Source organism: Mesorhizobium sp. WSM4313, assembly GCF_002294725.1.
In the GTDB taxonomy this organism is placed as follows: domain Bacteria; phylum Pseudomonadota; class Alphaproteobacteria; order Rhizobiales; family Rhizobiaceae; genus Mesorhizobium.
In genome coordinates this window covers 188,885-202,360 of the sequence record NZ_NSFT01000003.1, presented here as the reverse complement: position 1 = coordinate 202,360, position 13,476 = coordinate 188,885, and the positions used below count along the sequence as shown (strand labels likewise).

The 13,476-nt window shown below is 64.6% G+C and carries 12 protein-coding genes; all 12 read left to right on the top strand.

Annotation, left to right across the window (positions count from 1 at the left end; genetic code table 11):
• Window positions 1-12 precede the first annotated feature (12 nt).
• The 12 genes from CK219_RS08795 to CK219_RS08740 all read left to right on the top strand — a co-directional run bounded on the left by CK219_RS08795 (window position 13) and on the right by CK219_RS08740 (window position 13,458).
• Window positions 13-507, top strand: a complete 495-nt coding sequence (locus tag CK219_RS08795; RefSeq protein ID WP_095766376.1) for a flagellar basal body-associated FliL family protein — start codon at window positions 13-15, stop codon at window positions 505-507.
• Window positions 504-1,235, top strand: coding sequence for a flagellar type III secretion system pore protein FliP (fliP, locus tag CK219_RS08790; RefSeq protein ID WP_095766375.1), 732 nt, complete (start codon window positions 504-506; stop codon window positions 1,233-1,235). The genes CK219_RS08795 and fliP overlap by 4 nt, the downstream gene beginning before the upstream one ends.
• A gap of 245 nt (window positions 1,236-1,480) precedes the next feature.
• The gene (locus tag CK219_RS08785) at window positions 1,481-2,467 is read left to right on the top strand and encodes a flagellin (protein WP_095766374.1); all 987 of its coding nucleotides are present in this window, start codon (window positions 1,481-1,483) and stop codon (window positions 2,465-2,467) included.
• 256 nt (window positions 2,468-2,723) lie between these two features.
• On the top strand, window positions 2,724-3,794 hold the full coding sequence (locus tag CK219_RS08780; RefSeq protein WP_095766373.1) for a flagellin: 1,071 nt from the start codon (window positions 2,724-2,726) through the stop codon (window positions 3,792-3,794).
• 173 nt (window positions 3,795-3,967) lie between these two features.
• A complete protein-coding gene (gene fliF, locus CK219_RS08775; RefSeq protein WP_095766372.1) occupies window positions 3,968-5,626 on the top strand; it encodes a flagellar basal-body MS-ring/collar protein FliF in 1,659 nt (552 codons plus the stop codon).
• Between the two features lie 3 nt (window positions 5,627-5,629).
• A complete protein-coding gene (locus CK219_RS08770; protein ID WP_095766371.1) occupies window positions 5,630-6,256 on the top strand; it encodes a hypothetical protein in 627 nt (208 codons plus the stop codon).
• On the top strand, window positions 6,253-7,671 hold the full coding sequence (locus tag CK219_RS08765; RefSeq protein ID WP_095766370.1) for a MotB family protein: 1,419 nt from the start codon (window positions 6,253-6,255) through the stop codon (window positions 7,669-7,671). Before CK219_RS08770 ends, CK219_RS08765 begins: the two co-directional genes overlap by 4 nt.
• The gene (locus CK219_RS08760; protein WP_245340428.1) at window positions 7,668-9,233 is read left to right on the top strand and encodes a chemotaxis protein MotC; all 1,566 of its coding nucleotides are present in this window, start codon (window positions 7,668-7,670) and stop codon (window positions 9,231-9,233) included. Before CK219_RS08765 ends, CK219_RS08760 begins: the two co-directional genes overlap by 4 nt.
• Window positions 9,230-10,579, top strand: coding sequence for a flagellar hook-length control protein FliK (locus tag CK219_RS08755; RefSeq protein ID WP_095766369.1), 1,350 nt, complete (start codon window positions 9,230-9,232; stop codon window positions 10,577-10,579). The genes CK219_RS08760 and CK219_RS08755 overlap by 4 nt, the downstream gene beginning before the upstream one ends.
• Window positions 10,509-11,099 carry a transglycosylase SLT domain-containing protein gene (locus CK219_RS08750; RefSeq protein WP_095766368.1) on the top strand — a complete coding sequence of 197 codons (591 nt, stop codon included), beginning with the start codon at window positions 10,509-10,511 and terminating at the stop codon, window positions 11,097-11,099. Before CK219_RS08755 ends, CK219_RS08750 begins: the two co-directional genes overlap by 71 nt.
• 222 nt (window positions 11,100-11,321) lie before the next feature.
• Window positions 11,322-11,990, top strand: coding sequence for a response regulator transcription factor (locus CK219_RS08745; protein ID WP_095766367.1), 669 nt, complete (start codon window positions 11,322-11,324; stop codon window positions 11,988-11,990).
• A gap of 214 nt (window positions 11,991-12,204) precedes the next feature.
• Window positions 12,205-13,458 carry a flagellar hook protein FlgE gene (locus CK219_RS08740; RefSeq protein WP_095766366.1) on the top strand — a complete coding sequence of 418 codons (1,254 nt, stop codon included), beginning with the start codon at window positions 12,205-12,207 and terminating at the stop codon, window positions 13,456-13,458.
• Window positions 13,459-13,476 lie beyond the last annotated feature (18 nt).

Here is a 13,476-nt window from a genome sequence, read left to right as displayed (position 1 = left end):
GAGAGCGCTGCCGTGGCAAATGTCGAGCAAATCCAGCCCAAGAAGGGACCTTCCCTGGCGATCCAGCTCGCCATGCTGTTGGCCATGACCGGCGCGGCCGTCGGCATGGGTTGGCTTTCTGGCGGCTATCTCAAGCAAGGCGAAACGCCGGCAGCGGTGCCCGCAGCTCCGGAAAACGCCGGTGCCGCGGAAAAACCCGCCGAAGGCGGCAAGGTGGGCGCCGGGCCAGCGCTGGTGCAGCTGGCGCCGATCACCACCAATCTCGCCTCGCCGTCGGAAGTCTGGATCCGGCTGGAGGCGTCGCTGCTCTACGATGCCCCGCAGCCGCAGGAGATGACCGAGCAGATCCACCAGGACCTGCTCGCCTATGTGCGCACGCTCAAGCTGCATCAGATAGAAGGCGCCAGCGGCTACCAGCATCTCAAGGCCGATCTCGAGGAGCGCGCGGCGCTGCGCAGCGGCGGCCACGTCAAACAGGTTCTCGTCAGGACGATGCTGCTCGAATGAGAAAGTTCCTCATAGCCACGGCGCTCATCGTCGTCACCACGTCCGTCGCCGCGGCTCAGCAGCTCGATCTTGGCGGCATCGGAAAGGCCGACGGCACGACCGTCGGCTATCTGATTCAGATGTTCGGCCTGCTCACCGTGCTCTCGGTGGCCCCGGGCCTTTTGATCATGGTGACGAGCTTCACCCGCTTCGTCATCGCCTTCTCGATTCTGCGCGCCGGCATCGGCCTGCAATCGACGCCGGCCAACCTGATCCTGATCTCGCTGTCGCTGTTCATGACGTTCTATGTCATGGCGCCGACCTTCGACCAGGCCTGGAACACCGGCGTCAAGCCGCTGATGGACAACCAGATCACGCAGGGCGAGGCGTTCGAGAAGATTTCCGGCCCGTTCCGCGACTTCATGCTGCACAATGTGCGCGACAAGGATTTCGACCTCTTCGCCGACCTCGCTCGCGAGCGCGGCCAGACCGTCTCGCGCGAGACTGTCGACCTGCGCATCCTGGTGCCGGCCTTCATGATCTCGGAGATCCGCCGCGGCTTCGAGATTGGCTTCCTCATCGTCCTGCCCTTCCTCGTCATCGACCTGATCGTCGCCACCGTCACCATGGCCATGGGCATGATGATGCTGCCGCCGACGGTGGTATCGCTGCCGTTCAAGATCCTGTTCTTCGTGCTGATCGACGGCTGGAACCTTCTGGTCGGCAGCCTGGTACGATCCTTCACCTGATCGTTCCCGCCGGACCGCACAAGCATGCCGCGCCACGCCTCGACAGCTTGAGCAAGCTGCGCGCAAATCTTCCAACATTATTTTCGATTAACCGTCCGATTTAGGTCTTTGGTAGCAACTTGCCGCCATAGTCGCCTGCAGATGGCGGGTGACCCAATTGAGCGGTCATTGGCATGATGCCGCACCGTCATACCGGACATGCCGGTATGTCAAAAAAATCCGTGTAAAAATAAGGTACGAGTACCATGGCCAGTATCATGACCAATGCCTCGGCGCTGACCGCGCTGCAGAGCTTGAACGCCACCCAGAAGAACCTCGACACCACCCAGTCCCGCATCTCGACGGGTTATCGCGTTTCCCAGGCTTCCGACAACGCCGCTTACTGGTCGATTGCCACCACGATGCGCTCCGACAACCAGGCCATGTCCACCGTTTCGGACGCGCTCGGCCTCGGCGCCTCGAAGGTCGACACCGCCTACACCGGCATGGACAGCGCGATCACGACCATCAACCAGATCCAGCAGAAGCTGACCGCTTCCTACGGCCAGACGGATGCTTCGAAGGAAAAGACCCAGGTCGAAATCGCCGCTCTTCAGAAGCAGCTGAAGGCCTATGCCGACGGCGCCACCTTCTCCGGCACCAACATGCTGTCCGTCTCGACGGCTTCAGGCACGGCGGCGGACGTCAAGATCGTCTCGGCCTTCAACCGCAGCGCCGCTGGCGCGGTTTCGATCTCGACGATCGACGTCAATGTGGAAAGCATCAAGCTCTATGACTCGGGCGCTGCCCCGACCTCGAAGGGTATCCTCGATGCGGCTCGCCTCGGCACCACCGGCGCGACGACCGCCACGGCTCAGAACCCGACCTTGGGTGCAGCTCCGGCAGCCGGCGATACCTATTCGGTTGCCAGCCTGGCCATCTTCTCGGGCACCACCGCTGCCAGCGACGCTCAGATCCAGCAGATGATGAACGTCGTCGACGCCGCGCTCAAGGACATGACGAACGCCGCCACCAAGCTCGGCGCCGCCAAGAGCTCGATCAACCTGCAGAAGACCTTCACCTCGAGCCTGATGGACTCCATCGATCGCGGTGTCGGCCAGCTCGTCGATGCCGACATGAACAAGGAATCGACCCGCCTCCAGGCGCTGCAGGTTCAGCAGCAGCTTGGCGTCCAGGCGCTGTCGATCGCCAACGGCTCGTCGCAGTCGATCCTGTCGCTCTTCCGCGGCTGATCGCTTCATACTGACCGGACCAAAGCATCGGGCCGCGCCAAAAGCGCGGCCCGATTTGCGTTTGCTCAAGGCTCGCGCAACCCTCGTTCCTTAACTTCTCCGAAGCCTACTTTTAACAGGCCATTAACCATATCGCGCTAGGTATGGTTAACCAATCACTTAGGTTGTCGAATCGGCCCACCGGCATGATCGCAACCGATGGACGGGCCGATCCCGGCCTGTGTGGCATGCCGGCTTTTGAGAAGGAGCGAGTTTCTTGGCGAGCATCATGACGAACGCTGCGGCGTTGACTGCACTTCAAAGCCTCAACGCCACCAACAAATCGCTCGAGCAGACGCAGGCCCGGATCTCGACCGGCTATCGGGTTTCCGAGGCCGCCGACAACGCCGCCTACTGGTCGATCGCCACCACCATGCGGTCCGACAATCAAGCACTCTCCACGGTGCAGGACGCGCTCGGCCTCGGCGCCTCGAAAGTCGATACAGCCTACACTGGTATGAACAACGTCCTTTCGACGATCGGCCAGATCAAGACCAAGCTGCTTTCGAGCGTCGGCCAATCGGGTGCCAACAAAGCCAAGACGCAGACGGAAATCACCTCGCTTCAGGCGCAGATGAAGTCCTTCGCCGATGCCGCCACCTTCTCCGGTTCGAATTACCTTTCGGTCACGTCGACCCAAGTCGCCGCCGCCAATGACGGTGTCCAGCCCGACGCCCAGATCGTCTCCTCGTTCAACCGCTCCTCGTCCGGCGCCATCTCGCTCGGAACCATCGACATCAATGTCGAGAGCACCAAGCTGTTCGATTCCGGCCTCGCAACGGCCGTCAAGAACCAGGGCATTCTCGATCGCAAGACTTCGATCTATTCCACCGCTGCGGACCAGTCGGCATATGATGCCGCTTACGCGGCCTCGATCGCCGGCGGCGCCACCGACATCGCCGCCAACACCGCGGGCCAGGCCGCTGTGTCGGGCTCGCCCGTCAAGATCGACAACGTCTCCGCCTTCAATCTCGACATCACGGCAACGGGCGTGACCGACGACATCATCACCCAGATGGTCACCAAGATCGACAACGTCATGAGTCAGCTTACCGACGCCGCCACCGTGCTCGGCGCCGCCAAGAGCTCGATCGACCTGCAGAAGACCTTCACCCAGAGCCTGATGGACTCCATCGACCGCGGCGTCGGCCAGCTCGTCGATGCCGACATGAACAAGGAATCGACCCGCCTTCAGGCGCTGCAGGTGCAGCAGCAGCTCGGCATCCAGTCGCTGTCGATCGCCAACAGCTCCTCGCAGTCGATCCTGGCGCTGTTCAAGAACGGCTAATCGGCAGAAATATTCCGACCGGCGAAAGGCCGCGCCACGGGCGCGGCCTTTTTCGTTTTTGGATAAGAGCCGGGTCGACGCTTTGCTGGACCTTCGGCGGCACGCCTATCATCCTCGCACAAGCTTCGCGGTCTAGTCTTCCGGCGGACAGTCATGCTGGGAGCGGTTGAATCGTGCCGGAACAGATCCAGAGCGTCATCGCGAATTTGAAGAGCTTCGGCGTGAGGCGTCTGGCGCTCATGGGCGGCATCGCGGCCCTGGTCATGGCCGTCATCGGCATCGCGTCGGTCTATCTCAACCGTCCGGCCTATGAGACGCTCTATGTCGGCCTCGAGCGTTCCGACGTCAATCAGATCGGACTGGTGCTGGCCGACGCCGGCATCGGCTTCGACGTCGGCTCCGACGGCACATCCGTGATGGTACCGGCCGGCACCACCGCGCAGGCGCGCATGCTGCTTGCCGAGAAAGGCCTGCCGACCAGCGCCAACGCCGGCTATGAGCTGTTCGACAATGTCGGCTCGCTCGGCCTCACCTCCTTCATGCAGCAGATCACCCGCGTGCGCGCCCTGGAAGGCGAGATCGCGCGCACCATCCAGTCGATCTCCGGCGTCAAGGCGGCTCGAGTCCACATCGTCATGTCCGAGCGTGCCAATTTCCGTCGCGACGAGCAGCAGCCCTCCGCCTCGGTGGTCATCCGCTATGCGGGCAGCGATGCCGAGAAGAGCGCCATGTCGATCCGCCACCTCGTCGCCGCGGCCGTTCCCGGCCTCTCGGCCGACAAGGTCACCGTGCTCGATTCCAACGGCAACCTTTTGGCCGCCGGCGACGACCCGTCCAACACGAGCGCCGCGCGCACGCTGGGCGTCGAGCAGACGGTCGAGGCGCAGATCGGCGACAACATCCGCCGCGCGCTCACCCCTTATCTCGGCCCGGACAATTTCCGCGCCAGCGTCAAGGCCGACGTCAACACCGACACGCGCCAGACCGAGGAGACGATCTTCGATCCGAACTCGCGCGTCGAGCGTTCGGTGCAGTCGGTGAAGACCAACGAGGCCAGCAACCAGAAGCAGGCTTCGACCCCGACCAGCGTCGAGCAGAACCTGCCCGAGACGCAGACCACCACCACCGAGGGCCCGCAATCCACATCGCAGAACGACCGCAAGGAAGAGATCACGAACTACGAGATCAATTCCAAGAAGATCGCCACCGTCTCCAACGGTTACACGGTCAACAAGATGTCGATCGCGGTCGTCGTCAACCAGGATCGCCTGAAGACCATCCTCGGCAAGGACGCCACGCCGGAGCAGATCGCCAAGCGAGTCGCCGATATCCAGAAGATGGTCGCCTCGGCGACCGGCTTCGACGACAAGCGCGGCGACATCATCGACGTCTCGGCGGTCGAATTCATCAACGGCCTCGACGGCGAGCCGATAGATCAGCCGGGCATTCTCGCCTCGATCGGCACCTATACCGGCACGCTGATCAATGCCGGCGCCTTCATCGTCGTCGTCTTCCTGGTGGCGTTCTTCGGCCTCAAGCCGATGGCCGCCGCGCTGACGGCGTCGGCAAGGCCTGCGGCCATTGCCGGCCCGAGCTTCGACGACGTGCAGCGTTCCTTGCCGACCCCCGATGCGCCGGTCGCCGCGATCACCGCCGAGGCCCCGGCCGGCGCCCTGCCCGGCGCGCGCGCCGGTGCAACCCCGCTCGATGACCTGCGCCAGAAAATCCGGCCGGCGCCGCAGGACCGGCTTGCCCGCATGGTCGACCTCAACGAGGAGCGCACCGCGCAGATTCTGCGCAAATGGGCAGCCGTCCCGGAAGCCGTGGGTTAGGCCATGGCCTCCGCAGCCCTCTTCGATCTCCTGCCCGATTTTGGTTCGCGCACGCCGCGTGCCAATCAGGCGCCGACCGCGCGCGACGCCGAGCATCTGCCGGCCGCGCCGGAGCCGCAGGCCGATATCGGCGCGCTGATCGCCGAGGCCGTGGCCGACGCGGAGGCAGCGCTCGAGGCGCGCCTCGCGCTGGCCCATCAGGCAGCGCTCGACGCCGAGCGCCAGGCCAGCGACCAGGCCGCGCAAACTTTCCTTGAGAGCTTCGGCGGCGATCTCGGCGCCGCCGTCGCCACGCGCATCGAGGCCATGGAGCAGCGCGTTGCCGAGCTTGCCGGCGCAACCGTCGCCCGTATCGTCGGCGGCCTTCTCAGCGACGACCTGCAGCAGCGTTCGCTCGCCGCCCTTTCCCGCGCCATCAGTGCGGCGATCGCCGACAGCGAGGCCGTGCGCATCGCTGTCCGCGGGCCGTTGTCGCTGTTCGAGCCGCTGCAGGCGGCGCTCGGATCCCGCGCCGCCAATCTCGACTTCACCGAGGCGCCGGGCTTCGACCTGACCGTCACCATCGACGAAACCGTGTTCGAGACGCGTATCGCCGAGTGGTCGGCGTCCTTGTCGGAGGTCCTGTCATGAGCGCCGTCGACCATGCCGACCCCCGGCACGAGATCATCATCGTCAAGCGCAATCACGACGGTCATGACGACGGTCACCATGGTGGCGTGTGGAAGATCGCCTTCGCCGACTTCATGACGGCGATGATGTGCTTCTTCCTCGTCATGTGGCTGATCAACGCCGCCAACGAGCAGACCAAGGCGGCCGTCGCCAGCTATTTCAACCCGGTCGAGCTGATCGATCGCAACTCCAGCCGCAAGGGCCTGGAAGACCTCGGCGACGGCCCGAGCAAGGTCGGGCTGACCGCGGACAACCCGCAGCAGGGCGCGACCAAGGCGGGCGATGACGGCAAGGGCGGCGCCGGTTCCTCCGAACGCCGCCAGACCAAGGCCGGGGCGCAGGATGCCCAGCTCTCCGATGAAAAGCTGTTTGCCGATCCCTACGCGGTGCTGGCGGAGATCGCCGCCGATACGGGCGTGATGCAGAACGTCAGCGCCAAGGGCGAAGGCGGCGCCCAGGCGGCAGGTCCGGCAACCGGCGCATCCGGCGGCGAATCCTACCGCGATCCGTTCGCGCCGGATTTCTGGTCGCAGCAAGTGGCGGCGCCTGGCGCCGAGGCCACCGCCGAACGCGCCAGGATCGAAGGCGATCCGGTCAAGCCTGGCGAGAAGGTCGCCGCCGTCGCGGTGCCGAAGGTGAAGGTCGTTCCGGCCGCTCCTGCCCTGACGGCCGCGCCGCTGGAGCCGCTGGCAACCCCGCAAAAGACCGACGCCAAGAGCGGGCCAAAGGCCGCGCAAGGCGACGCCGAGAAGGCGTCGGGCGAAGCAGACAAAACCGAGAAAGCCCAACGCGGGAAAGCTGAAGTCGACAAGCGCGAGGCTGCAGCGGCCGACACCAAAGCCGAAAGCGCGAAGGCAGAAAAGGCCGAACCCGAGCAAGCCGCCGACAAAGGCGACAAGGCGCCGAGCAAAGCCGCTCTTCAGGAAGCGGCGGATATCAAGAAGGAGCTCGCCAAGGCATTCCTGCCGGGCGAAAAGCTGGCCGACGGCGTCTCGGTCGAGGCCACCGACAAGGGCGTCGTCATTTCGATCACCGACCAGCTCGATTTCGGCATGTTCGAGATCGGCTCGGCCATGCCACGCCGCGAGCTGGTGCTGGCGATGGAAAAGATCGGCCGCATCGTCAACGAGAAGAAGGGCACCATCACCATCAGCGGCCACACGGACGCGCGGCCGTTTCGCAGCGACACTTACGACAACTGGCGGCTGTCCACCGCGCGCGCCCATTCGGCCTACTATATGCTGGTGCGCGGGGGCGTCGACGAAAGCCGCATCACCGAGGTCGCGGGCTTCGCCGACCGGCAGCCAAAGATCGCCTCCGATCCGATGGCTGCCGCGAACCGACGCATCGAAATCCTGATGGCGGCCGGCGGATGAGGGCCAGGACCGTCATCGGCCATGCTATGGAGCGCCTCGCCGTTTCAGCGAAACGGCGAACCGCTCCACCTCTTTGCCTAGGCGCAATTCCGAATGGAAAACCACCTCACGCTTTTCCCGGAACGGCGCTGGCGCTGGCGCTGTTCGTTGCCGGGCCGTCATCGGCGGCCTTGGCGCAGGACGCCCTGCAACCCTATCAGCTGGTGCGTTCGCTGCAGCTGATCCAGGATCGTATTGCCGGCGGCGATCATGCCGCGCTGCCGATGCAGGCAAAACTCCTCGAAATGATCGACGCCCGGATGCGCAATGCCGATGCCGAGGATTTCAAGGAGCCGAAGAACTTCCGCGCTTTGCTCGTCTACGGCATGAGCGGCGGCAACCCGGTGACGGTCGCGGCGGCGGCTTCGCGCGCGGTAACCGACCCGCAAAGCCTGGCCATCGCCAAAGGCGTCGTCGCCTATCTGAGCGGCCGGCCGGCCGAGGCGATCGATATGCTGAAGCCGATCGATCCGATGGGCGTGCCCGCCGACCTCGGCGCCTTCCTGGCGCTGGTCAAGGGTTCGCTGCTTGCGACCGATGACCCTGCGGCAGCGCTGAACCTGCTCGACGAGGCGCGCCTGCTTAGCCCCGGCACGCTGGTCGAGGAGGCAGCGCTTCGCCGCTCCGTGGGCATGGCGGCCGCGCGGGGCGATGCCGCCCGTTTCGCGCTGGCCTCGACCCAGTATGTCGCGTCCTACCTCTATTCGCCTTACGCCAGCCAGTTCGCCGATGCCTTTGTTTCCGGCGTCATTACGCTGCACATGGCGATCAGCCAGGACAAGATCGCCGACATCACCTCGATGATGGATCCCGAGCGCGAGAAAGTGATCTACCTGCGCATCGCACGCCGTGCCGCGATCGACGGGATGACGGAACTCTCGGCTTTCGCCTCGGCGAAGGCCGAGCTGGGCCGCAACGGCAGCGGCAGCCGGGACGACCCGCGCACTCAGCTCTATTCGAGCCTTTCCACCATGACATCGGCCAATGTCGATGAAGTGCGCGCCAAGCTCGGCAAGATCGATCGCGGCAAGCTTTCGCAAAGCGACCGCGACCTGCTCGACGCCGCGCAGGCCGTGGCGGGCGAAGTGATGGCGCCGGTGAAAGCGCCCGCAAATGCCGAAGCCGCACCGACAATCGTTGCAAGAGGCGACAGAGGGAAATCCGCGACCGAGGCCGCAGCCGACCCGGCCAATGCCGACTTGCCTCCCGTTGAAGGAGCGATGCCCGACCAGCCACCGATCGCGGCACGCGATCCGGCGGTCGCGGTGAGCGATCCGCCGGTCGCGCCGAGCGACCAGGAGAAAGACACGCCGCCCGCCGCTTCGCCGCCCCCTTTCCCGCAGCCCGCGCAAGCATCGGCTGGAACCCCGGCGGCCGCTCCGGCTCCGACCGGCGCCGCGCCGGTGGTTAAGGCATCCGCACCGGCGACGCCCGATATGCAAGACCCGATCGATGCGGCGGTCACCAGCACGCGGCGTCAGCTCGACCAGATCGACCAACTCCTCGGAGCAGCCCCAAAATGACCAGCGTCAACCAGACCTTGCCGGGCTTTGCTTCGACACAGTCCCAGTCCCGGCAGCACACTGCCGGCGACAAGGATGGGGATCAGAATTTCGGCAAGATGGTGCATGGGACCGAGAGCCCACAGGACAAGCACACGGCCGAACCGGTAATGCCGAACGCGCATCCGGCAAGGCTCTTGCCGGCCAATGCCGGCAGGCATGAGCCGGACCAGGACCGGCAGGGGAAAACCGGTTCGCAGAAGGCGACGGGAAAGTCCGCGAAGACCGACGGGCAATCCTTATCCGCGAAGCAGACCGCGGATAAGGATACCGCGGCGCAAGCCGATGATTCCACGCCGCTGCAGGACCGCTTGCCGTTGCTGATGGCGCTGGGCGACATGAAGCATTTCGCGCAATCGTCGGGCGCGGGCGGCGCTGATGGTGAAGAAGCCGCCGGCGACCACGGATCGCTGGAACTGCGGCTGCGCGCCGGCAAGCGCACGGCGATCGACAGTTCCGCCGAGCCGCTGTCGCGATCCACCCGTTCGACGGCAGCGGACGATTCCGGGCCCGATTTTGGGCTAAAGCCGGTGAAGGCGCAAATGGCTCTCGATATGCCGGGCCGGCGTGATGCCGATGCCTTGCCGGCGCAAGGGGATGATCCGGCGGCCGGTAGCCCGTTGCCGCCGCAAGGCTGGCGGCCGGCTTCCGCATCCAAGGCTTCGCTGCAATCGCAGTCGGCCGCGCAGCAGACTCCGGGCAAGCCGTCTTCTTCCGCCGGACGCATGGAAGTCGTCAGCCAGCAGAGCTTCCCGGCGCCGGCGCAAAATCCGATCGGCCAGACGGCATCGGCGCTGGTTGAAGGGCTTGCCTCCGACAATGGCTTCCAGCAAGCCTTTGCAAGCGCCTCGACGGGCTCCCAGACGACCAATTCTGTTGCCGTTCCGACACACGTGCTGAAGATCGAGCTGCACCCTTCGGAACTCGGATCGGTTGTCGCCAGCCTGCGGCTCTCGGGGGAGCGACTTTCGATTGAGATGAAGCCCGAGACACACGAGGCATACCGCCGTCTCACCGCCGACAGCGACGCCGTCGTCAAGTCGATGCGCAGCCTCGGCTTCGACGTCGACAAGGTCACCATACTGCAACCCTCAATAGCAGTGCATGCGGCCAGCCGCGCCGACGCAACCAGCGCCATGCCGATGTCGACAGGCCGTGACCAGCCTTCGTTCCAGCCTGGGAACTCGGGCAGCAACGGCGCGGGCGGCGGCCGGCAACCGGGAAGGAACAATGGCGATGGCGCACAGGAATTCGGTCGAGCTGCTTCGCCTCTTCGCGAGCGTGCTGACGACGATATGTATATCTAGTTTCGCTGCCGGCGCGGCCAGCGCCGCAGCCAATCCCTGCGAGCCGGAGATCCTGCGCGCCGCCGATCGCTACGGGGTGCCCGCCGGAATCCTGTACGCCGTCGGCCTGACCGAGACCGGAAAGAAGGGCAGCCTTCAGCCTAATGCCTTGAATATAGAAGGAAAAGCCGTGTTTCCTCGCAGCCGCGGCGAAGCGCTCGCCGCATTCGAGAACGCGCGTCGCGAGGGCAAGACGCTGATCGATCTCGGCTGCATGCAGATCAACCATCGCTATCACGGCGCGCAGTTCCGCAGCGTCGAGGACATGCTCGACCCGCATCGCAATGTCGACTACGCGGCGCGCTTCCTGGTCAGCCTGCATGCCCGGCACATGACCTGGTCAATGGCCGTCGCCCGCTATCATGCCGGCCCCGACAACGACCCCGCGCAGAAGGTCTATGTCTGCCGCGTCATCGCCAACATGGTCGCCACCGGCTTCGGCAAATGGACTCCGAATGCCAGCACCTTCTGCAATCAGTAGTTGTTGTACGTGAGAAGCCGGTCGACCTTCGCCAGCCTATCCGCCGACCCCGATACTCGTCGGCCAACAGTTGGCGCGAATACACCAGCGCAACCGCTTTTATTACGGCTCCCAAAAAAACTCCCAAGAAAATAGCTACAAGAAATGATGGTTTTTCAGGATTCATCGAGCCGGGTACGCCTTTCCCCACGGGGCAAGTGAAATGATTCGGAGGGCGGGCCGATGATCGTGATCGTTGACGAGCGAGAGCTCGTGACAGAGGGCTACTCTTCACTTTTCGATCGCGAGGGGGTGGCCACTGCCGGCTTTGCGCCAGGCGAGTTCGGCGAGTGGGTGAGTTCCGCCGCCGACACCGATCTCAGATCCGTCAGGGCCTTTCTCATCGGCGACTGCCGCGAAGGCGCGATATCGCCGCGCCAGATCCGCGACCGCACCGGCGCGCCGGTGATCGCGCTGAGCGAACATCACTCGCTCGAGCACACGCTGCGGCTGTTCGAAAGCGGCGTCGACGATGTCGTACGCAAGCCGGTGCATATCCGTGAGATTCTCGCCCGCATCACCGCCATCCGCCGCCGCGGCTCCGAAGAGGCCGCCTATACCGAGGTCGGGTCGATGCGGATCTTCATGGATGGCCGCGATCCGGAGATCAACGGCGAGCCGCTGCCGTTGCCGCGGCGCGAGCGACGCATCCTGGAATATCTGGCCGGCAACCGCGGCCGGCGCGTGACCAAGACCCAGGTCTTCAACGCCATCTACGGCATCTTCGACGAGGAGGTCGAGGAGAACGTTGTTGAGAGTCACATCTCGAAGCTGCGCAAGAAGCTGCGCGAGAAGCTCGGTCACGATCCGATCGATTCCAAGAGGTTCCTCGGCTACCGGCTGGTGTTTTGATGGCCGCCCTCGAGCGTGATCCCGAACCGAAGGTCAGCGAAAGCAAAAAGTGGGAACCGGTTTTCGGACAAGGATCATGCTCCAACGAAGAGTCAGAGCGCGTTGGCGATTCAACGAAGCGCCATCGCGGTCTAGGCCCATCCCGCGCCAGCCTCGCGCAAGACACGAGGCATAGTTTTACGGCCTGCTATCCAGGCACTGCGGAGATCCATCGATGAGCCTCTACGGAATGATGCGGACCGGCGTTTCCGGCATGAACGCGCAGGCCAACCGCCTCTCCGCGGTGGCCGACAACATCGCCAACTCCGACACCACCGGCTACAAGCGCTCTTCGGCCGAGTTCTCGTCACTGATCATGCCCGGCACCGGCGGCGCCTATAATTCCGGTGGCGTGACCACCGCGATCCGCTCGGCCGTCAGCACGCAAGGCGTCATGACCTACACCACCTCGGTGTCCGATCTTGCCGTCAACGGCGACGGCTTCTTCGTCGTCCAGGATGCCGGCGGCACGCCCTACCTCACCCGCGCCGGTTCCTTCGTTCCGGATGCGCAGGGCCGGCTGGTCAATGCCGCGGGCTACCAGCTCATGGCCTACGACTACGCCAATGGCGATCCGGCAGCGACCGCCAACGGCTTCGAGGGCCTCGTGCCGGTGCAGATCTCCGATCAGCAAATGACGGCGACGCCGAGCACCGAGGGCCTGTTCTCCGGCAACCTGCCCGCGGGCGCGACGCCGCCCTCCGGTCCGCTGCCGTCCAGTAACAGCGCGACCGCCGAATACACGTCGAAAACCTCGCTGGTCGCCTATGACAATCTCGGCAACAAGAAGCTGCTCGACGTCTATTTCACCAAGACCGGCACCGGAACATGGGAAGTCTCGGTCTTCGATCAGTCGAAGGCGACCCCCGGCACCTCCTTCCCCTATACCGGCGGTGCGCTGGGATCGGCCAACCTCACCTTCGACACCACCACCGGCAAGCTCACCGGCGCGACCACGGGCGTCTCCTTCACCGTTCCGGGCGGCCAGACCCTCAACCTCGATCTCTCCAAGCTGACCCAGCTCGGCACCGGCTTCACCGTCGCCGACGCCAAGGTCAACGGCAACGCCCCGAGCTCCATCCAGAAGGTTCAGATCGGCCAGGATGGCGTCATCTACGCTCAGTTCGCGGACGGCTCGACCAAGGCGCTTTACAAGATCCCGCTTGCCGATGTTCAGAGCCCCGACAACCTCACCGCGATGCCCGGCAACGTCTATGTGCAGAGCACCGACTCCGGCGCCGTCCACATCGGCTTTGCCAATGAGGGCAAGCTCGGCTCCATCGTCTCCGGGGCGCTCGAAAACTCCAACGTCGATATCGCCGAGGAACTGACCAACATGATTGCGGCGCAGCGCAGCTACACCGCCAATTCCAAGGTCTTCCAGACCGGCTCGGACCTGATGGACGTCCTCGTCAACTTGAAGAGATAAACGACGGGCGCCGCCCGT